Origin of the sequence: Vibrio sp. La 4.2.2, from assembly GCF_027586995.1 — a bacterium.
In the GTDB taxonomy this organism is placed as follows: Bacteria; Pseudomonadota; Gammaproteobacteria; order Enterobacterales; family Vibrionaceae; genus Vibrio; species Vibrio mediterranei.
Window position 1 is genome coordinate 552,391 of the sequence record NZ_JAPPTJ010000003.1, and the last position, 21,103, is coordinate 573,493.

Here is a 21,103-nt window from a genome sequence, read left to right on the forward strand (position 1 = left end):
AGGGTTTAATTCTTTAAATCTTAAATCGAACCTCCGAGAGTTTTACCTATCTCTCGGGTATGCGTTCATCTCCCGAAAGATTAAGCTGGGTGATGATGGTGATGATGAATGTTCATATCAAAATTTAGCATACTTATGTTTAGGTCCTTTGTGTCTGTACCTTCACACTAACGAAGCTCATTATGATTTTCAACCACTATTTTACAGATCAGCGAATTTTTTTTCGTACTCGCCAACAAGTATGATTTGTTATTACGAATAACGGCAAAAGTAGGCCAAAAGGCATAAAAAAAGGAGCCTTGGTAGGCTCCTTGATATTAAAGCAATTTATTTACGCATTCGCTTCTTTAGCCATTCTTGCTTTAGATAGAGCAGAAAGAATGAAACAGACAAGTATAAACGTCACTGTTGCAGCACCGAATGACAGTGCTACCGACGTTGTCATACCCAATGTAATAAAGCCGATACAAGAAACAAATGCCACTGACAATGCATATGGCAACTGGGTAGACACGTGGTCAATATGGTTGCAGCGTGCACCTGTCGATGACAAGATGGTCGTATCTGAGATTGGTGAACAGTGATCACCAAATACTGAACCCGCTAATACCGCACCAAGCATTGGAAGCATCATTGCGATATCCGTTGCACCCGCCATATCACCTGCGATTGGTAACATAATTCCGAATGTACCCCATGATGTACCGGTCGAAAATGCCATAAGACCAGAAAGCATGAACAGAATAACTGGTAGCCAATGGACATCAATATTACCTTGTACAGTTGACGATAGGTAAGCGCCTGTTTTCATGTCGCCAATGACAGAACCGATAGACCATGCAAAGAACAGAATCAAGATTGCGCCGAACATCGACTTAGCACCAATCCACATGGTTGTTGCAATATCAGCCGCAGAAAGCTTCTGTTTCACGACGGTATAGACCGCTGTTAATAAACCAGCAGAACCACCGTAAATTAAAGAAGTACCAACATCCGTATTCTCAAATGCACCAAGAACATTAAATGCAACGCCATCTGCCGCCAGAGCTTGACCACCAGTAAAGATCATCGCTGCTACCATCGCTCCTATAAGGACAACAATAGGTAGAATCAGATCTGAAACTGAACCAAAGTCGCTTTCTTTAATATCCAACTCTTCATTCAGTTCATGAGCTTCAGCAGAATCGTTCTCTTTATCTTTGTCAAAACCAAGACCTTGTTTTGCACGAAGCTCATGCTTACGCATTGGGCCGACATCTAATTGGAACCAAGCAACAGCGAACACCATTAATAGTGCAAATACTGCGTAAAAGTTCATTGGAATTAGGCGAACATACGCGCCAATCGCTGAGTATTCAGTAATACCATGTGAGATAAGAATACCGCTGACGATAGTCATAATGTATGCACCCCAGCTCGAAGCTGGCATAAGCACACACATAGGAGCAGCCGTTGAATCTAGAATATAAGCAAGCTTAGCGCGCGATACGTAAAAGCGGTCAGTAACAGGACGAGAAATCGCGCCAACTGCTAAGCTATTGAAGTAATCATCAACAAAAATGAACACACCAAGGAATGCAGCAAGAAGCTTTGAGCCACGTTTACTTTTCACGCGTGCTTGTGCCCATTCAGCAAACGCCTTGGTACCACCTGACAACGTTAATAACGCCGTCATCATACCGAGTAGCAATAGGAAGCCAACGATACTCATGTTCCAGGTGTTTAGACCACCATCTTCAATAACAACGCCAGATACTGTGTCATAGACATAGCCTGCAGCATTCATTACCGAGTAATCGTTGAGTAGAAAAGCGCCTAATACAATACCTACACCTAGGGAAAGCAAAACGCGACGTGTGATAATCGCCAAACTCAAAGCTACGATCGGCGGTAGCAGTGATAATGGTGACGAAGCAAAATCGATTAAATTCATGATCTTCAAAAACCAGTTTTAATTATGGTTAGAGATCTACTGCAGACATGCGTATCTATAAGTTCATACGCAAACGTTGAACTAAGCGAAAGGGAAGTGAACACTTCTCCCAACCCTACAGTAGCGCTCCATAGTTTAACAATATAATAGACTATGGCAGTGTTGTTCGTTTCGGATACAACCCCAGCGAGAGTGCTTGATATTCAACTCTCACTTCGGCGACAGCGCCTTTTTTTGTCGTTCATTGGCATCACCCCAACGACAAGGACTTTTCGCAGTCGCGCCTCTACATCAAAAGAAAAATCATTCACTACTATGCGTTAGCATGTTGAAAGAATGTTCTTACTTTTGCATTAGGTGGACGTCATTGTACTTACCAAAGCATCAATTGCAACATGAATGTTGCTATCACCTTGTAAACAGTGTTGCGGTTTAGTTATAACGCAGGGTTCAAATCACCCATTAACTACTCAGAGATAAACATTTTTTGAACGACCATCACTAACAACTTAATTTTATAGAAGTTCATTTATATCGAACTCAATCAATTTCGTAATACTTACAAATAAACTATATGTCTAACTAACCACACTTAGTACAATATGCAACAAAATCCACTCAAAGTCCGACTTTTGTGTAGTTCATACTAAGGTTTAGTAATTATTAATGTTCTAATTTCACCTGCTATATACACCACTATGTATTTCTATCGTCGTCTATTATCAGGTTTTTGTAAGAATTATTATATTTCTTCTCTTATCCACTAAGAAAATATTGTCAATTCAATATTTGCTGTTTATTATTAATCCGAACCAAATAATAATCTCATGGGAACTGTCATGTCTGAATTAACCAAAACTCTACTAAATATTCGTAGCCTACGTGCATTTGCTCGTGAGCTAACTTTAGAACAACTAGAAGAAGCACTAGAAAAACTGACTACTGTTGTTGGTGAAAGACAAGAAGCGGAAGCAGAAGAAAGAGCAGCGAAAGAAGCACGCGAAGCTAAATTAAGCGAGTACGCTCAAATGATTGCTCAAGACGGTATTGACGTTGAAGATCTTATCGCTGCGCTATCTGGTGAATCTAAAGGTAAAGCGAAGAGTAAACGTGCTCCTCGTCCAGCAAAATACAAATATGTAGACGCTAGTGGCGCTGAAAAGACTTGGACTGGTCAAGGTCGTACGCCTTCTGCAATCCAAACTGCTCTAGATGCAGGTAAATCTCTAGAAGAATTCGAAATCTAATATCTTTAAGTAATATTAGATTTATAAAAAAAGCGCCTTTCGGCGCTTTTTTATTATCGTTCCCAATATGCCTCTTCAAGGCTATCTTCTTTCTCTGGCAGACCACGAGAAAGACGTGGAGAATGTTGAACCAGCACTTCATAGCTTGCTCGATTTGAGTATTTACATACTTGTGAGAAAGAAGAGTAAGTAAGGTATGGGTGTTGGTGCTTACTTGAGTTTGGCACATTTTCTTTATGGTATTTATTCGCTGCCATATCGTGCAGTAATGCAGATAAAGCTGCGTCGCCCGCACCATTGGTATTCTTGATTTTTTCTGGCCCACCCATATAAGGAGCAATATGTGAATAAACTTTTGTAGGATTTTCACATGCAGATTTTATAGCAGGTCGGCTAAATTCATATCGGTTAAATTCAGCAATACACCCTGGTAATAATGGCAACGAAGTTTCTCTTTTGGCAGCATCCTCTGTATAACCAGCCATAAATAAACCGATTGGTCCAGCAGTACATAAAACAAGATCAACCCAATCAAGTGCTTTATCCGCAGCAGCCAATGGATCTTTTTCACCTGTTAATGCTTCAGCTTCATCCTCATTCATAGCGACAACCGAAACATGCTGTTTCAAAAAGTCTTGCCAATATTCCGGATCATCTTGAATAACGAAGCGAGTTCCCAATGTTAATACCACAGGTACGTCGTATTTCTTCGCATATTCTATTGCCTGCATGGTTGCTTCCGGCATTGGGTCGCCATCTTTACAACGAACTAAATAGGCTGTTAATACCAACGCTGAGGCTTTCTTAAAAATTTTCTCAGGAATACTCTCAGCACGAAGTTGATTCATTTGACCTTCGCTAATTGCAAAAGTTCGCTCGCCGTCTTCAGTAATTAACGTAAAACAACGTCCAATGGCACCATCAACGCCTTGTAAATAGTTTAAGTCCATACGGCTAGAAGTATTACATAGATATCGATAGCCATAACTACCGATTCGGATATCAGCACTCATTACACCTAACAATACCGATTTGTCATCTGCCAACACGGAAAAGTTATGTAATGTATTCCCTATTGTGCCCCCAGCAAATTCATTGGTAATAAGCTCTTGCTCTTTCAGTTCGTTATACAGATTTTCAGCTGCTTGGTCATCAATAACCAAAGAGTGCCCTTTGCTCAGTCCAAATTTCTCAATAACACTGCTATCCACGCGCGCTTCTATATCAACTAGTGTTTGGTCAATACCGATAATATGGGTTCTCGACATTTTTTTGCTAGTTTGAGATTGGCTGACTAATGGGTCACGAGCGTGAACCGGAAAGTAATGCTTCGATTTTCTTTGGCCGGGGAATTTCATAAGGATATCTTCGTAACAGGAATGTAAGGGCGACAATTCTAACTCTGTATAGTTTACCTCGGCAACATAGGCAACCTTAGCAAACGTTTACGCTACAATTTTTTTTATCACTGACCTTGTTTTTCACTCTATTTGTACAAACATTCATGCTCCTAGAAAGTGTGATTTAGTTCGCGGATCTGTATTGCGCCTTCGGTTTCTGCTAGAATCTGCGTCCAATTGATATAGGTGGTATTTTAACATGTCTGATAACAGCCAAAAGAAAGTGATTGTCGGTATGTCCGGCGGTGTAGACTCCTCTGTTTCTGCCTACCTTCTGAAACAGCAAGGCTACCAAGTAGAAGGCCTGTTCATGAAGAACTGGGAAGAAGATGATAATGAGGAATATTGTACTGCAGCGGAAGATTTAGCCGACGCACAAGCGGTCTGTGATAAGTTAGGTATCCACCTACATACGATCAACTTTGCAGCAGAATACTGGGATAATGTATTCGAGTATTTCTTAGCAGAATACAAAGCAGGTCGTACACCAAACCCAGATATTCTTTGTAACAAAGAAATCAAATTCAAGGCATTTTTAGAATTTGCAGACGAAGTTCTCGATGCGGACTATATTGCTATGGGTCACTACGTTAGCCGTACCTTCCCTGAAAACGGTGAAAAGCCGCAAATGCTTCGCGGTTTAGACAGCAACAAAGACCAGAGTTACTTCCTTTATACATTAAGTCACGACCAGGTGGCTCGTAGCTTGTTCCCTGTAGGTGAGTTAGAAAAACCAGAAGTGCGTCGCATTGCTGAAGAGCAAGGCTTAATTACCGCGAAGAAAAAGGACTCGACAGGTATTTGTTTTATTGGTGAGCGCAAATTTACAGACTTCTTGTCTCGCTATTTGCCAGCACAACCGGGTAAAATTGAAACACCGGAAGGTAAAGTCATTGGTGAACACCAAGGTCTGATGTACCACACATTGGGTCAACGTAAAGGGTTACATATTGGGGGCCAAAAAGGTGGCGGCGGTAATGAAGATCCATGGTATGTTGCTGAAAAAGATCTTGAACGTAATGTATTGATTGCGGTTCAAGGTGCTGATCATCCATTACTTAAATCAAACGGACTGCGTGCATCTCAACTTCATTGGGTGAGTCGCGAAGCGATTCAAGAACCAATGCAATGCACAGTGAAAACGCGCTACCGTCAACAAGATATCCCTTGTACGATTATCCCAATTGACGATGACAACATTAAGGTTATCTTTGATGAACCACAAGTAGCTGTCACTCCGGGACAGTCTGCTGTCTTCTATAGCGACAATGTTTGCTTGGGCGGCGGCATCATCGAAGAGCGTATCTAACATTTATTCGTTTATTATCTTAGGAGAGCTACGTGGCTAATACACTTTATGACCGTACAATAGCATTTGCAGGAATTTGCCAAGCCGTTGCCCTTGTTCAACGAGTTGCTAAAGACGGTTACTGTGATTCAGACGCGTTCGAAACTTCTATCAAAGCTATTACCAATATGAACCCATCCAGTACGTTAGATGTATTTGGTGTTGAATCCGACCTTAAAGTTGGACTCGAGTGTTTGGTAAAAGGCATTGATAGCACACCAAGCGGAAGTGAGATTACTCGTTACATCATCAGCTTAATGGCACTAGAGCGCAAACTAAATGGGCGTAATGATGCCATGTCTCAACTTGGTGACAGATTACAAATGGTCAGTCGTCAACTTGAGCACTATGAGCTTCTTGACGAGCAGATGATCAGTAATTTAGCTAGCGTGTATTTAGATGTCATTAGTCCGATTGGTCCTAGAATTCAAGTCACAGGCACTCCGGCAGTACTTCAACTAACCGGCACCCAGCAAAAGGTGCGCGCGCTTCTATTGTCAGGTATCCGCAGCGCAGTGCTTTGGCGACAGGTAGGTGGCAAACGACGCCACCTCGTGTTTGGTCGTAAGAAAATGATCGAACAAGCTCAGATTCTACTCGCTAGAATGTAATCATCGACTCGCGACCTTGTCGCGAGTTATTTTTTCCTACCAAAATAAATTTAGCGCAAACGTTTGCGCAATATTCGTGACAAATGCCGCAGTTATTGGTATAAAGCTCACGAAATTTAGAAACTCAATTCAGGAGAACATCATGGAACTGTCAGCATTGACTGCTGTTTCACCAGTAGACGGCCGTTACGGTAGTAAGACAACTGCACTTCGCAGCATCTTTAGTGAGTTTGGCCTACTAAAGTACCGCTCTATCGTTGAAATTCGTTGGTTGCAAAAACTAGCAGCAACGGATGCGATCAAAGAAGTTCCAGCATTCAGTGCCGAAGCTAACCAGTTTCTTGATGAGCTAGCCGCTAACTTTAGCGAAGAAGATGCGGCGCGTATTAAAGAGATCGAGCGTACTACTAACCACGATGTAAAAGCGGTTGAGTACTTCCTAAAAGAGAAAGTCGCTGGCGTTCCTGAACTGCACGCAGTAAACGAGTTCATCCACTTTGCATGTACTTCTGAAGATATCAACAACACGTCTCATGCTCTTATGCTTAAAGAAGCACGCGATACTGTGGTTCTTCCTGAGATCCGCAATATCATCGATGCGATCAGCAAACTAGCTGAAGAGTACCGTGACATTCCTTTGCTTTCACGTACCCACGGCCAACCTGCCTCACCTACTACTATGGGTAAAGAGATGGCAAACGTTGCTTACCGTATGGAGCGTCAATACAAGCAAATCGAAGCTGTAGAGATCCTAGGTAAGATTAATGGTGCGGTTGGTAACTACAACGCTCACCTATCTGCTTACCCAGAGCTAGACTGGCACAAGTTCAGCGAAGAGTTCATCACTGAGTCTCTTGGCGTAACTTGGAACCCATACACAACTCAGATCGAACCGCACGACTACATCGCCGAGCTATTCGATGCGATTGCACGTTTCAACACGATTCTAATCGACTTTGACCGTGACGTATGGGGATACATTGCTCTAGGTCACTTCAAGCAAAAAACTATCGCTGGTGAAATCGGTTCTTCAACGATGCCACACAAAGTTAACCCAATCGACTTTGAAAACTCAGAAGGTAACCTAGGTCTAGCAAATGCTGTATTTGCTCATCTAGCACAAAAACTACCTATCTCTCGCTGGCAGCGTGACCTAACAGATTCAACGGTTCTTCGTAACCTAGGTGTTGGCTGTGGCTACGCTATCATTGCTTACACTTCAACGCTTAAGGGTATCAGCAAACTAGAAGTGAACCGTGAAGCGCTTCTTGCTGAGCTAGACAAAAACTGGGAAGTACTTGCAGAGCCAGTACAAACCGTTATGCGTCGTTACGGTATCGAAAAGCCTTATGAGAAACTAAAAGAGTTAACTCGTGGTAAACGTGTAGATGGCGAAGCAATGCGCAGCTTCATCGATGGCTTGAAATTGCCAGAAGAAGAGAAAGCACGCTTGAAGTTAATGACGCCAGCTAACTACATCGGTCAAGCAATCGAGCTCACCGATAAGCTGTAATTATTAATCAGTACATAAACTCAAAAAGGCTGCTTATTTTGCAGCCTTTTTTGTGGATATCATCAACGATAAATGTTCTAGATCACCTCCTACTGTTTTTGGAAAAACAGTGTGATCTTTCCTACTTCGATACCAAACTTTCGGATGCTCGTTAGGTTAAAAACGTGTTTATCATCTTGTCGATACAACCAATCATCGAAAGCCACAGTATAGGTTGAGCCATCAACCTTGAGTTCGAAGTCGTACTGCCATTGTAAAGCGTTACCCTCTTCCTTGCCGGTTGCCGCGCCAATGATATCGTCGGCCACCCCACGATAAGAACCATCTTGGAGCTTCTCAATGGTCCAAATCCTTTGGTCAATTTCCCCGTCATCAAAAACGAAGTCTTCAACCAGGACAAGCTTGTTGTCCTGCACTGTGCCGACAATAGTGACGTCAAAACGTCGGTTCTGTTTATTGGTATAGTCTTGAACCATTCCCCAAGCTTTTGTCTCTCCTTCAAAGTACCCGAACAAGTCAAATCTAGGTTCACTGTTTTTATAATCTGACAGGTCTGCACTACATGCACCTAACATGAGTACAAGAGGCAGTATAAGCCAACGAAATAACGTCATCTATTCATCCCTATAAGTTGGGCTCTAAGTTTCGGATACTGGCTATTTGGAGCTAGCCAAATACCAAGGAAGCCATCGTTCAACGACTCATCATCAATAGACCCTACGAGCTGCAGCGGCTTCTGATTCGTAAGATAATAGAACTTGCCCGATGTCCCATCACTGACATAAATGAGCTGCTGTCCATCTGATACACTCGGAAAAATATCGTATAACTTGGCAATCCATTGATTTCTTGTCACTTTATCGACACCCATTTTTTGCCATTGGTCAAGCGTCGCATCTAAAAGTTGTTGTCGGCTGATGTCCCTTTGATACTGAATTCTTAATGCTATGGGATGGGGAGAAACGTCTTCTGACACTTCGTAAATGCCTTGAGGTGCAAGCAATTGGGAACGATAAACGTCAAAGAACAACCAACTGAGTTGCGCCTCACCAACGACTTGCCACTGGCCCCACGCTTGATAACTGACGGGGGAATCTTTGGAGGCGACTGCGTTATGAGAACTCAGTAACAAGCTCAGTAAGGTCGCCAAAATTATCCTATGTCTCATGAGTCCACTTTCTCTCGTTTGGTCTTGGATATCGCACGATTAAGTAAACGATTAAGACCCATTCAATAAAAAGGATTCCGAGAGTGACCAACATCGAGTACTGCGTAGTTACAGCTCCAAGCTTAAAACCCGCCAAGTAACTAATCGCTCCACCGAATCCACCAATTATTGATACGAGGAGAATTGGGTAAGACGTCAAAAAAGTTTTCAAATAAAACGCATACCAAGAAAAAATTAACCAAAGCGCCATAAGCCATACCGGCAAAACATGAGTGTCGAACACAAGTAGACTAGCTAACATGTTCAGACTATCAATAACTAGGCCAGCGACAACCAACAGCGACAGTTGCAATAAACGAAGGTTTAGCGTTCGATACGAAACCAAAATGGTCACAATACTCAATGTCAACGCTAGCCACTGAAACCTTGTTTGACCAATGACTGACAGTAACCAGATCACCTGAAACCAACTACTGATAATGAGAAGTTTCCACCCTGGTGCCATATTGTGACCTCCATTATTAGCATCAAACGTTTTATTAACGACCACGCTGGAAGGTAATATGAACGGTACTGATACTTTTCGCCCTAAACCCGCCTTCGCAATAACAAAAATAGTAGCGCCACATACGAATAAATCGCTCGTCGTAGCCTAAGGTTCTGACTCTCTCTAAAGATGCTTCAAACCTTAGACGCCAATCCACCAATGTCTTCGCGTAATCCAAACCAATATCAAACAGATCTCTCACGATGAGATCCGTGTGTTTAGTACTGTTAGTGGTAAGCGCTGTGATGGAAGGCAAGAAGCCCCCAGGGAAAATGTACTTCTGTATAAAATCGACATTATCGGCATAGTAATCGTATCGCTGGTCAGCAATAGTAATAGCCTGAATCGCCATCAAACCTTGAGGTTTTAATAAAGACTGGCACTTTTGCAGATAGGAAACTAAGTATTGCTTACCAACTGCTTCAATCATTTCGATGGAAACAAGCTTATCGAATTCTCCCTCGAGTAAGCGATAGTCTTGCTTCAAAAGAGTAATCTTATCTTCGAGTCCTGCTTTTTCGACCTGCTGTTTTGCGTAATCAAACTGCTCATCCGAAATAGTAGTTGTGGTAACGTGACATCCATAATTTTTGGCCATATAAATCGCCATGCCGCCCCAACCTGTACCTATTTCTATTACGTGATCTTCCGGTACTAACTGCAATTGTTGACAAAGCCGCTCCATTTTATTGAGTTGGGCTTGCTCTAGCGTGTCTGTCGGGCTTACATAAATGCCCGAAGAGTACAGCATTCTCTCATCGAGAAATGTCTCATATAGACTGTTACCCAAGTCATAATGAGCTTGAATATTCTCTTTTGACTTAGTAACCGTATTGCGGTTCACCCAGTGTCCAAGTTTATACATCACTTTCGTGAGCAGACTTGATTGATCTTCAATAGAGTCAAGAGCGGCTAGGTTGACCGCCATCAACTCCATTAACGCGGATAAATCAGGACTATCCCACCAATCATCCATGTACGCTTCACCCGCTGCGATACTGCCTCCTTGAATTAGTCGACGGTAAAACTCTGGGTGTTTCACTTCGATAATCGCTGTCGGTTCCCCATCTTTGTGTTTACCAAAGCGTTCACCAACATGTTTGCCGACGCTTCCTTCTTCTTGAAAGCTCTCTATGATGGTCAAACAACCAATCTCAAGTTTGTATAAACATTTGAATGCAATACTTTTCGCGGTTTTTTGTAAACCAGTTAGGGCTCTAGGCGCCTCTATTGAGGTCGTATTTAACATGTTGAATTCTCCCTAATTCTTTGAGTTCGTATGCTGCGAAAATTCGTCAGAAGGTGCAGGATGAGCCGAAGCCTTCTTGGGTTTAGAATGGTCGTAGATGGGTGTTCCTTTAAGCCATAACTTTAAGGCGTGCCAATATATCCCCACCACGACTTTCACCGTCATAATTGGGGTCGTGACCAATTGTCGGATTAAATTCTTCGAGGTAAATGCACGCCCTTTCATTGACAAAGTGGCATCAAATACTTTTTCTGACTTGTGACACGCTAAGTACACAAACAAGCGCTGCCCTAACGGCTTCAGACGCCACTGATACTGCTGATCTAAAGGATTAAACGGAGAGACGTGGAATGCCTTGTCATGGCGCCAATTTTGATGATTTACACCTTTGTCTGCCTCTATAGCGTAATAATGTCTTTCATTCCAAGGGGTGTTACTTACTTCTGCCAACAGATAACGCCAGTTATTCTCTTCATCATATAGGTAATAGAAGTTGACCGGACTAAAATACAGACCAAGGTATCTCAGATGGCAAACCGCAACCACTCTACCCTCGATTCTTTCACCAGTGAGCTCCTCAACTTTATCTTGCACCGCTAACTTCAAATCGCCTTCACCTAGATAGTCTTCTCGGCGAAATCGAGCCCAGTGCCACCAACGTTCCCCAAAACCCCAAACTTTTTGCTTTAGAGAATCAAGCTCATCTAAATCGATAGCAGGCATGAATAACGGATAATCTAAATGGTGTTTGGTAGGCGTATAGCGACGATGCGCTACGTGTCCAACCATAAGTTGGCTGTTGGAAACCATCACGCAGCTCCTCGTACAGAAGCGGAAGCATTGTTAACACTGGCTAAAATACCTTCAACAACATCCAACGCACTCTTCACTCCATCTTCATGGAATCCGTTATACCAATAGGCTCCGCAGAACCACGTGTTATTTTGTCCCCACAGTTTTTCTCTATGTTGCTGTGCCTCGATACTTTGGGTCGAGAACACCGGGTGGCTATAAGTGAAGGTCCTGAGTATTTTCGATCGGTCAATCACGTTAGATGAATTGAGTGACACGCAAAATGTCGTATCAGATTCAATATGCTGAAGAATGTTCATGTCATAGGTCAATGTCGGCAATCGAGATTGTTCATCTTCCGAGCCATCTAACGCGTAGTTCCACGACGCCCATGCAGACCTTCTCACTGGAAGTAGACTTTCATCGCAATGCAACACTACTTCATTTGATTGATACTCCATAGCACCAAGAATCGATAATTCGGATTGTGTCGGCTCAGCAAGCATCGCTAGTGCTTGGTCGCTATGACAAGCAAAAATCACTCTGTCAAAACGCTCTGAGTTGCCATTAGACATCACCGTAACTCCAGCAGAATCTCGAGACACCGAGGTAACAGGAGAGTTCAACCGGATCTGATCGGCAAAGCCCTGCGTAAGCGGACCGATATAGCTGCGTGATCCACCTTCAATCACATACCACTGCGGTCTATTAACAACATCAAGCAAACCATGATTTAGGAAAAAGCGCAGAAAGAATCCAAGCGGGAATGCTCTCATATCGGCTAGAGTCGAAGACCAAATTGCTGCGCCCATTGGTAGGATGTAGTTTTGAGTGAAATAGTCAGAGAAGCGATGATGACTTAAAAAGTCGCCTAGCGTTTGAGTTGCTAGCAGGGATTTGTCTGACTCTGCAGACGATTTAGCAAGCTTATTGAACCTTAAAATTTCAAAGATAAAGCGGTAAAAGGTTGGATTGAGTAGGTTGCGTTTTTGGGCGAACAAGGTTGATAACGTATGACCGTTGTACTCTAAGCCCGTGGCTGCGTTCTTGACACTAAAACTCATTTGTGTAGGAACACCCTTTACTCCAACCTCTTTCATCATTCTCATGAAATTGGGATAAGTTCTATCGTTATAAACGATAAATCCAGTATCAATGGCATAGGACTTTCCCTTTACCTCAACGTCCACTGTGGCGGTATGACCACCAATATAATCATTGGCTTCAAACAGGGTTACATCGTGATGCTTATGTAAATAGTAACCACACGTTAAGCCTGAAATTCCTGTACCGATAATTGCTATTTTCATAGAAAGAAAGTCCTTTATCTATCACGATTGATTTAGCAAGCGTGTTACTAATTTAGTTTGTAAGCCATAAGGTATGATACCGACGAGGCGAAGAATCCATGTGAAGCGCTTGGGGAAATAGATGTAAGCTGCCCGTTTATCTATTCCCGTTTGAATCGCGTTTGAAGCTTCTTCTACCGATACCATCATCGGCATATCAAAATCGTTTTTATCCGTAAGTGGGGTTTTCACAAATCCAGGGAAAACACAGCTGATGGCAACCCCTTTTTTTTTCCAATCGAGCTGTAGAGTGCGCACTAAATAGGTGATAGCGGCTTTCGAAGCACCGTAAGCTTCAGCACGAGGCAGAGCCAACTCACCCGCTATTGAACTGACGACCACAACATGATGATCCGATGACAATCTTGTCTGCATTTGTTCCAGTACATTCACGGTCCCCATCACATTGACGGTCATCACTCGCTCTATCAACGCTGCGTCAATCACCCCTTCATCGATGTATTCGCAGTCACCAGCATTGACTATCCACAGCGTTGGAACTAGTTCAATCTTGCTAAATGCCTGTGCTACCGCTTCCCTATCGGTTACGTCAAACGAAAGTGGAACGATGTTCTCTCTGCCCGCTTGTAACGAATGAAGTTTCGCCTCTGAACGCCCGCAGGCGTAGACAAGATAACCTTTTTCAGCATAATCATTAGCCAACTGCCATCCTATGCCAGATGACGCGCCGGTAATGAAGATGGATTGGTGCGAGTGCGTCATTACTTACCCAACCTCTGTTTAATATTCTTAATAACAAAACCGAGTAGAGGAATGTTCTCGTAAAGCATTTCCCCTAAGTCGAAGTAATCTCGATGAAAGATGACTCGATCTCCGCTGAAACGAATGTGACTAACTCCATTTACTTTTACGGCTTCTCCCCCATTAAGCTTGGGATGCTGTAACTGCATGGTCCAAGTCAGAAAACCTGAATCTTCTACCTGTTGATGATGACGAATGTCAAAATCACATTTGATGACGTTGGTATACAAAGAGTCAAAATAAGCGGACAGTTGATCCCACCCCTCTAAGCGATGAGCTGAGTCCTCAAACACCACATCCTTGTGATAAATCTGTTCAAGAAGATGCAGGTTGTTCTTGTTTAGCTTCTGATACACCTCGCTAACCATTTCTATATTCATAACAACCCTTAATTCGTTTTTTCAAAAGTCTCTAAAGTACAAGCTAGTACAGCCTGAAAGTTATACAAGATCTGGAAAGTACAACTTTTTGTATAAGTGTTACGGTGGGGAGGTTTGAAAGGATCAAAAAAAAAGCTTGGAAATTTTTCCAAGCTTTTTAACAAGTTCTAAGAATTAGTATTGCTGATTTCTTAACGCATCAATACGCTTTTCTAGTGGTGGGTGGCTCATTAGAAGTTCGGTCATGGATCGCTTACCGTTGATGCCGAATGCCATCATGGAACCTTCAAGATGAGACTCTTGGCTCATTTTCAATCTTTCTAGTGCTGCAATCATCTTTTGTTTGCCAACAAGACTTGCTGCTCCCGCATCCGCATGAAACTCACGATGGCGGCTATACCACATAGTAATAAAGCTCGCTAGGAAGCCAAACACCAGTTCAAGCACCATAGAAACACCGAAGTACACCATCATGTTAGTGCCGCCTTCGCCTTCATCGCTGTTATTGTTTGACGCAACAATATTTGCAATAAAGCGAGACAGGAAGATAACGAACGTATTCACGACACCTTGCATTAGCGTCATGGTAACCATGTCGCCATTCGCGATATGACTAACTTCGTGGGCAAGTACCGCTTCTGCTTCGTCTCGTGTCATATTGTGTAATAGGCCGCTAGATACAGCCACCAACGAGTCATCTCTCTTTGCACCCGTCGCAAATGCGTTTATATCTGGAGAATCATAAATCGCAACGGTTGGCATACCGATGCCCGCCTGCTGAGATTGTCGACCAACGGTTTCTAGTAACCAATGCTCTGTTTCATTACGAGGGCTTTCGATCACCATTCCACCAACTGAACGTAGCGCCATTTTCTTTGACATCATCAAAGAGATGAATGAACCGCCAAATCCAAATACTGCCGCCATGACTAATAAACCCGACAAACTGCCTGGTTGCATGCCAGTAACTGCATAGACAATGTTAAGAACAACACTTAACACTAGAACCACAGCAAGGTTAGTTGCTAGGAAGAGTAATACTCGCTTCATTCACATTTCTCCAAATTAAGAAGCTTGATTATGACGAAAATGCCATTTTGCTTATAGTTTTAGTCAAAGTTCTACGGCCCAAGTTTGAGATCCGTGTGGCATTTTTCGATTTCACTATATACATATAGTCTTAGATTTAAAAATCAAGGTTAAGCTTTAAATTGAAACAAACAGTTAATATCTTGATTACTTCATAAACTATAAGCCCATGAAATAACAGAAAAGCACATCAACTACCGATGATTGCAATTATACGCATATAAAATATGGAGCTAAGATTTCATTGTGATTGATGAAAAGGTCTTAGACTTTGGTCGTATTGTGAGTGATAAGTGTGCGAGTTAAAGTCCAGTGAGATTGAACACTCCATGTAGAAAAGGAAAATACCATGGTAGAGAACAACAACTTTCAGATGGCAATTGATTTGCTTTGCTGCCACCTCGGTATCAGCGAAGACGAAGCTCGTGAGCAACTAGGTATTCAAGACACTACTGAGCTAGACATTCATCTTATGGAAACTCAGTCTGCACTTATGGGCCTATCGGAAGATAAGTAACTTCCTACATGTTATCCAATTAAAAAGGGCTGTCATAATGACAGCCCTTTGCATTTATATGCTTTCGAGTACATCTAACTTGATATATTTGCCTAAGTCTCGCTTCTTACAGCCAGGAACGTAAGGCACCTCCCCTAACTTGGGTGCATCAATTTTGTTTTCTAGCATCTCTATAATTTCAGCGTAATGCTCCACACCAGGGTTTACGCGGTTAGCTACCCACCCGACTAATTCAAGACCATCCGCTTTAATCGCTTCAGCAGTAAGCATAGCGTGGCTCAAACAGCCCAATTTAATACCTACGACCAAGACAACTGGCAACTTTTCTTGTTGAACCCAAGTCGACAGACAATCGTCTTTCGAAACTGGTACGCGCCAACCACCAGCGCCTTCAACTAACACAAAGTCACTGTTTTCTTTATGCTGGTGTAAGGTTGTAGAGAGCTTGTCGTAACTAATTACTTCATCATCGGCTATCGCAGCAATATGCGGCGACGCAGGTAACGAAAGCGCATAAGGATTGACTAAGTCGTAGTCGATATCTTGATTCGCAGCCGCTTGAAGATGTAACGCATCTGAATTTCTCAGACCGTGTTCTGTAATTTCGCATCCTGCTGCGACAGGCTTATACCCTATCGTTGATTTTCCTTGTGCACCTACAGCACTTAATATCGCTTTTGATACAACGGTTTTCCCAACTTCAGTATCCGTACCGGCAATAAATAGTGCTTTCATCATAATGCAACTGACCCCAAACAAATTTGATAACTAGCAGGTAGCAACCCATCTTGGTTTGCGTATTTTTGATATTCCATTTCAAGTGCCTTGAGAGCCTGTTTACCAGTAAACCCTTTTGACCGACCTTCTACGTGATTGGCTCCTATGCCTTTCAAGTCCTTCATCAAACCAAGTGCGGTGCGATACCACATAACCATTTCCGGCAAGTCTAGTTGATGGTCACGACATCCAGATTGCGCTAACGCAATTTTTACCTGATTCAACGTCGTAAAGTCGTTTACATGTTGATATGCATCAATTTTACCCCATGACCTCTTGAGTTCTTTAAGAGAGCCATCGACAAGAGATGAGAAGAATACAGCGCCTCCAGTTTTGGTCACGCGTTTCATCTCTCGCAGTGGTATCGACAAATCCGCACACCACTGTAATGCCAAACTGGAGACTACATAGTCAAATTCAGCTGACGTAAAAGGTAGCTGCTCAGCGTCTGCCAATTGATAAGTCACATTTTCGATACCACAACGACGTTGAGCCTCTGCTAGCATCTCAGCAGAGAGATCAGCGCAGACCACGTTAGCGCCTCTGCGCAGTAACTGCTGCGCGCAGTATCCCGTTCCACAGCCAAGATCGAGCACTCGGCATCCAGATAAGTCATTGGGCAGTTTGTCCAGCAAACGGTCCGCCACTTTTCGTTGCAGTTCAGCATGCTGGTCATAATGCTCCGCAGCGCGTCCAAACGCTGCGGAAATTGCATCTTTATTTGGTAATGGAGTATGTAAATGAGCTAACACTTCGGTCATTTATCCTGCCTCCGAAAAACGTGTCAAATGGGTGGCAAGCATTAGCACATCTTGATGCTGATGCGACGCAGAGAGAGTAATACGCAGCCTTGCACTTTCTCTGGGTACCGTTGGAGGACGAATAGCCGTGGTCCACACACCTTTTTCTTTTAAAGAAGAACAAAGCGCTAAAGCGCGAACTGAGTCACCGACAACCCAAGGCTTAATTGGCGTAGAGGTGGAAACATATTCTGGGCAATCGCTTAACAGCTCCTCAAACATGGTAGACAATTCCATCCATTTTTCTCTGCGCCAATGTTGCGTTTGAATCATTGACAGAGCCTTTAACAGAGCACGGGCATGAGCTGCTGAAAATGCCGTTGAATAAATGTAGTGACGAGCAAATTGGGTTAGATATTGGCCCATTTCTTCTGAGCAAAGTATTGCAGCACCATTAAGACCAAACGCTTTGCCAAACGTCACGACTAATATCTCTGGCTTGAGTTCACTGATCCCACAGGCTCCCGATCCATTGTCGCCAATTACCCCAATGCCATGAGCATCGTCGACCATCGACAACATACCGCGCGTTTGGCAAATTCCGACAAACGCTTCGATATCGGATAGATCGCCATCCATACTAAACACACTTTCGGTGACCGCGAGTGTTGAACGCTCGGCTCTAGCCAATGACTCCAGATGGGCAAGATCGTTATGACGAAAGCGCTTCATATCTGCGCCACAAAGCATACCCGCTTCCATCAGTGAGGCATGATTGAGTCTATCTTGAAGTAACAAATCCCCCTTAGTTAATAGCGTGAGCAGCAGCGCTTGATTGGCAGCATAACCTGACGAAAAAAACAGTGCAGTATCAAAACTCAACCATTCAGTAAGCGCAGATTTCAATGACTCATGCTGTGCGGAATAACCCGTCACTAAAGGAGAGGCTCCACTACCCACTCCAAGCTCTGAGATGGCTTGCTGATAGCTGTCTTTTAGCTCAGAACTTGACGCTAGACCTAAGTAGTCATTGGAAGAGAAGTTAAGGAATGACTGACCGTCTTTATGAAAAACAGATTGATTCCCTGACTCCAATGTTTGGACAGAGCGAAGCAAGTTGCTCCGCTCCCTTTCCATTAGAGCATCCGAGATGCGCTGGTTAAACGCTCGCGTCATAGAACAAATCGTCTTTTGTTGGACGCGCAGCAACACGCTCTACTACTCTATCTAGTAACTCGCTTTCTTGGATTTCATCTGGCTTTTGCGATGTCTCTTCGCGATTAATACCCAACTTCTTAAACAATTGAAGATCGGTATCTTCATCTGGATTAGGGGTCGTCAGCAACTTACAACCATAGAACACTGAGTTTGCTCCGGCCATGAAACACAGGGCCTGCATTTGCTCATTCATATTTTCTCGCCCAGCAGACAAGCGCACTGCTGACTTTGGCATCATAATACGGGCAATCGCAATTAGACGGATGAAGTCGAACGGTTCTACATCGTCCACTTCTTCTAACGGCGTGCCTTTTACTTTGACCAACATATTGATAGGCACGCTTTCTGGTTGCACTGGTAAGTTGGCTAACTCCATCAGCAGACCTGCGCGGTCATTAGCACTCTCACCCATGCCAATAATGCCACCTGAGCAAATCTTCATACCAGCATCACGAACATGGCTAAGAGTGTCTAAGCGGTCTTGGTAAGTTCTTGTGGTAATGATGTTGCCGTAAAATTCAGGTGAGGTATCAAGGTTGTGGTTATAGTAGTCAAGTCCAGCCTCAGCTAAGTGACTTGCTTGATCTGGCGTTAGCATGCCTAAGGTCATACAGGTTTCTAAACCCATATCTTTTACGCCTTTAATCATATCTGTTAGCAAAGGCATATCGCGCTCTTTGGGGTTTTTCCATGCAGCCCCCATACAGAATCGCGTTGAGCCTGCATTTTTCGCTTTTTTAGCAGCATCTAGTACACGCTCCACTTCCATCAAGCGTTCAGATTCTACGTCTGTTTTATAACGTGCACTTTGGGGACAGTATTTACAGTCCTCTGGGCACGCACCGGTTTTAATCGACAGCAAAGTGCTAACTTGGACGTGATTTGTTTGTTGAAACTGCCTGTGCACCAACTGCGCCTCAAACAGCAGATCCATAAAGGGTTTGTTCATCAACGCTTGCACTTCGGCATGGGTCCAATCGTGTCGTACTTCCACTGGTTTATCCTTTGCTCACTTATAATTAGTCTTGGCTAGTGTACTGACAAGCGGTACACTGTCAACACCGACCACCCCAACAAGTTTACACTTGGTTGATTTTTAATCAGAGCTTATTTCATGGATTTAGAGTTTGATAAACAGCATATCTGGCACCCTTACACTTCTACCCTTAACCCTTTAACTTGTTATCCCGTCATCTCTGCTAATGACGTACTTCTTAAACTAGAAAATGGCCTTGAACTCGTAGACGGCATGTCTTCTTGGTGGTCTGCGATACATGGGTATAACCACCCAAAGCTCAATCAAGCGTTGATTCAACAAAGTGAAAAGATGGCTCACGTCATGTTTGGTGGCATTACTCATCAACCGGCAATCGACGTCAGCAAACGGTTGTTAGCACTGGCACCTGATAATCTGGAACACATTTTCTTAGCTGACTCTGGTTCGGTCTCTGTTGAAGTAAGTCTAAAGATGGCTCTGCAATATTGGCATGCAAAGGGAGAGAGCCGACCTAAGTTCCTGACGTTAAGTCACGGTTATCATGGTGACACCTTTGCGGCCATGTCGGTAACCGATCCCAACAACTCGATGCACAGTTTGTATAAAGGGTTTCTTCCGGAGCATATTTTTGCGAAATCGCCAACGATCGGTTTTGACGAAGAGTGGGAAGAGGCTGATATTGCCGACTTTAAAGCAAAGATTGACCTACACCACCGCGAGATCGCTGCAGTAATCCTTGAACCTATTGTCCAAGGCGCTGGTGGGATGCGAATTTACCACCCCAAATTTCTTTCCCGAGTGCGTGAGCTTTGCGACCAATACGGTATTTTGCTGATTTTGGATGAAATCGCTACGGGTTTTGGAAGAACAGGAAAACTGTTTGCTTGCCAGCACGCCAATGTCCAGCCAGACATTATGTGCGTTGGCAAAGCATTAACTGGCGGCTATATGACTTTGTCCGCTACACTCACGTCGAAGCATGTCGCTGATACTGTATGTGGCGGGGAAGCTGGCTGTTTTATGCACGGGCCTACTTTTATGGGGAACCCTTTAGCTTGCGCTGTTGCTTCAGCCAGCTTAGAACTCATTGCCGAGAACCACTGGCAGCAACAAGTCAGCAGTATCGAAGCACTGTTTGCTGAGCTACTCCCTGCCTTAACTCGCCACCAACAAGTTGAGAACGTGCGTTGGCTTGGCGCAATTGGTGTGGTTGAAACCAAACACCCCGTAAATATGGAAGTGATTCAGAAGCATTTCGTCGAACAAGGGGTTTGGATTCGACCTTTCGGCAAGTTGATCTATATGATGCCACCTTACATAAGCCAGCCGAAACATATTGACGCCTTAGTTAAAGCGATTGATTTAGCGTTGGAAAATGAAGCTTGCTTCGTTGAATCAAGCGCAGGATAACGTGTACTGAAAAGCGGTTTGACGCTTGGTTTCAAACCGCTTTGTATATCGATGAT

Annotated in this window: 21 protein-coding genes, 1 riboswitch and 1 other annotated feature (1 of these 23 cut by a window edge); of the genes, 6 read left to right on the forward strand and 15 right to left on the reverse strand. The window is 43.4% G+C overall.

Annotated elements, in window-relative coordinates:
* Positions 1 to 105 (reverse strand) — a sequence feature (His leader region); it reaches 32 nt to the left of the window's first position.
* Positions 106 to 331: 226 nt separating this feature from the next.
* Positions 332 to 1,933, reverse strand: a complete 1,602-nt coding sequence (locus OH456_RS08845) for a Na+/H+ antiporter NhaC family protein (protein WP_006074104.1) — start codon at positions 1,931 to 1,933, stop codon at positions 332 to 334.
* Between the two features lie 113 nt (positions 1,934 to 2,046).
* Positions 2,047 to 2,230, reverse strand: a riboswitch (Lysine riboswitch).
* Between the two features lie 542 nt (positions 2,231 to 2,772).
* On the opposite strand from OH456_RS08845, the gene OH456_RS08850 reads away from it, so the two are divergent.
* Positions 2,773 to 3,180, forward strand: a complete 408-nt coding sequence (locus tag OH456_RS08850) for an H-NS family histone-like protein (RefSeq protein ID WP_038222895.1) — start codon at positions 2,773 to 2,775, stop codon at positions 3,178 to 3,180.
* A 53-nt stretch (positions 3,181 to 3,233) separates the two neighbouring features.
* Here the strand turns inward: OH456_RS08850 and OH456_RS08855 are convergent, their stop codons facing one another.
* Positions 3,234 to 4,538: an inosine/guanosine kinase gene (locus OH456_RS08855; RefSeq protein ID WP_006074101.1), complete on the reverse strand. Its 1,305-nt coding sequence runs from the start codon at positions 4,536 to 4,538 to the stop codon at positions 3,234 to 3,236.
* 241 nt (positions 4,539 to 4,779) lie between these two features.
* Between OH456_RS08855 and mnmA the strand changes: the two genes are divergently transcribed.
* From mnmA to purB, 3 genes are all read left to right on the forward strand, one after another.
* Positions 4,780 to 5,889: a tRNA 2-thiouridine(34) synthase MnmA gene (gene mnmA / locus OH456_RS08860; protein ID WP_270033289.1), complete on the forward strand. Its 1,110-nt coding sequence runs from the start codon at positions 4,780 to 4,782 to the stop codon at positions 5,887 to 5,889.
* Between the two features lie 32 nt (positions 5,890 to 5,921).
* Complete coding sequence (hflD, locus tag OH456_RS08865) at positions 5,922 to 6,539, forward strand: high frequency lysogenization protein HflD (protein WP_270033290.1); 618 nt, start codon at positions 5,922 to 5,924, stop codon at positions 6,537 to 6,539.
* Between the two features lie 142 nt (positions 6,540 to 6,681).
* Entirely contained in the window at positions 6,682 to 8,052 is a 1,371-nt protein-coding gene (purB, locus tag OH456_RS08870; RefSeq protein ID WP_270033291.1) for an adenylosuccinate lyase, read from the forward strand.
* Positions 8,053 to 8,141: 89 nt separating this feature from the next.
* Here purB and OH456_RS08875 read toward each other — a convergent pair whose 3' ends face one another.
* The 9 genes from OH456_RS08875 to htpX form a co-directional block, all read right to left on the reverse strand.
* Entirely contained in the window at positions 8,142 to 8,666 is a 525-nt protein-coding gene (locus tag OH456_RS08875; RefSeq protein WP_006074093.1) for a DUF3833 domain-containing protein, read from the reverse strand.
* Complete coding sequence (locus OH456_RS08880; RefSeq protein WP_006074091.1) at positions 8,663 to 9,220, reverse strand: chalcone isomerase family protein; 558 nt, start codon at positions 9,218 to 9,220, stop codon at positions 8,663 to 8,665. Before OH456_RS08880 ends, OH456_RS08875 begins: the two co-directional genes overlap by 4 nt.
* Positions 9,210 to 9,725: a DUF2878 domain-containing protein gene (locus OH456_RS08885; protein ID WP_270033292.1), complete on the reverse strand. Its 516-nt coding sequence runs from the start codon at positions 9,723 to 9,725 to the stop codon at positions 9,210 to 9,212. Before OH456_RS08885 ends, OH456_RS08880 begins: the two co-directional genes overlap by 11 nt.
* 34 nt (positions 9,726 to 9,759) lie before the next feature.
* Positions 9,760 to 11,016, reverse strand: a complete 1,257-nt coding sequence (locus OH456_RS08890; RefSeq protein ID WP_124940895.1) for an SAM-dependent methyltransferase — start codon at positions 11,014 to 11,016, stop codon at positions 9,760 to 9,762.
* A gap of 12 nt (positions 11,017 to 11,028) precedes the next feature.
* Positions 11,029 to 11,826, reverse strand: coding sequence for a DUF1365 domain-containing protein (locus tag OH456_RS08895; RefSeq protein WP_006074084.1), 798 nt, complete (start codon positions 11,824 to 11,826; stop codon positions 11,029 to 11,031).
* Positions 11,826 to 13,118, reverse strand: coding sequence for an NAD(P)/FAD-dependent oxidoreductase (locus tag OH456_RS08900; protein WP_270033293.1), 1,293 nt, complete (start codon positions 13,116 to 13,118; stop codon positions 11,826 to 11,828). Before OH456_RS08900 ends, OH456_RS08895 begins: the two co-directional genes overlap by 1 nt.
* Positions 13,119 to 13,139: 21 nt before the next feature.
* A complete protein-coding gene (locus OH456_RS08905) occupies positions 13,140 to 13,880 on the reverse strand; it encodes an SDR family NAD(P)-dependent oxidoreductase (RefSeq protein WP_270033294.1) in 741 nt (246 codons plus the stop codon).
* On the reverse strand, positions 13,880 to 14,299 hold the full coding sequence (locus tag OH456_RS08910) for a nuclear transport factor 2 family protein (protein ID WP_006074077.1): 420 nt from the start codon (positions 14,297 to 14,299) through the stop codon (positions 13,880 to 13,882). The genes OH456_RS08905 and OH456_RS08910 overlap by 1 nt, the downstream gene beginning before the upstream one ends.
* A 174-nt stretch (positions 14,300 to 14,473) precedes the next feature.
* The gene (gene htpX, locus OH456_RS08915; RefSeq protein WP_240207025.1) at positions 14,474 to 15,349 is read right to left on the reverse strand and encodes a protease HtpX; all 876 of its coding nucleotides are present in this window, start codon (positions 15,347 to 15,349) and stop codon (positions 14,474 to 14,476) included.
* Positions 15,350 to 15,737: 388 nt separating this feature from the next.
* On the opposite strand from htpX, the gene OH456_RS08920 reads away from it, so the two are divergent.
* Positions 15,738 to 15,905 (forward strand): hypothetical protein, encoded by a 168-nt coding sequence (locus tag OH456_RS08920; RefSeq protein ID WP_006074074.1) that lies wholly within the window; start codon positions 15,738 to 15,740, stop codon positions 15,903 to 15,905.
* 54 nt (positions 15,906 to 15,959) lie between these two features.
* On the opposite strand, the gene bioD is transcribed toward OH456_RS08920, so the two are convergent.
* The 4 genes from bioD to bioB are packed head-to-tail and all read right to left on the reverse strand — an operon-like array spanning position 15,960 to position 19,634.
* The gene (bioD, locus tag OH456_RS08925) at positions 15,960 to 16,643 is read right to left on the reverse strand and encodes a dethiobiotin synthase (RefSeq protein WP_006074073.1); all 684 of its coding nucleotides are present in this window, start codon (positions 16,641 to 16,643) and stop codon (positions 15,960 to 15,962) included.
* Positions 16,640 to 17,443 (reverse strand): malonyl-ACP O-methyltransferase BioC, encoded by an 804-nt coding sequence (gene bioC, locus OH456_RS08930; RefSeq protein ID WP_031494197.1) that lies wholly within the window; start codon positions 17,441 to 17,443, stop codon positions 16,640 to 16,642. The genes bioD and bioC overlap by 4 nt, the downstream gene beginning before the upstream one ends.
* Positions 17,444 to 18,598, reverse strand: a complete 1,155-nt coding sequence (locus OH456_RS08935; protein ID WP_270033295.1) for an 8-amino-7-oxononanoate synthase — start codon at positions 18,596 to 18,598, stop codon at positions 17,444 to 17,446.
* Positions 18,582 to 19,634, reverse strand: coding sequence for a biotin synthase BioB (gene bioB / locus OH456_RS08940; RefSeq protein ID WP_006074067.1), 1,053 nt, complete (start codon positions 19,632 to 19,634; stop codon positions 18,582 to 18,584). Before bioB ends, OH456_RS08935 begins: the two co-directional genes overlap by 17 nt.
* 120 nt (positions 19,635 to 19,754) lie before the next feature.
* Here bioB and bioA point away from each other — a divergent pair, with 120 nt between their 5' ends.
* On the forward strand, positions 19,755 to 21,047 hold the full coding sequence (gene bioA, locus OH456_RS08945; protein WP_270033296.1) for an adenosylmethionine--8-amino-7-oxononanoate transaminase: 1,293 nt from the start codon (positions 19,755 to 19,757) through the stop codon (positions 21,045 to 21,047).
* Positions 21,048 to 21,103 lie beyond the last annotated feature (56 nt).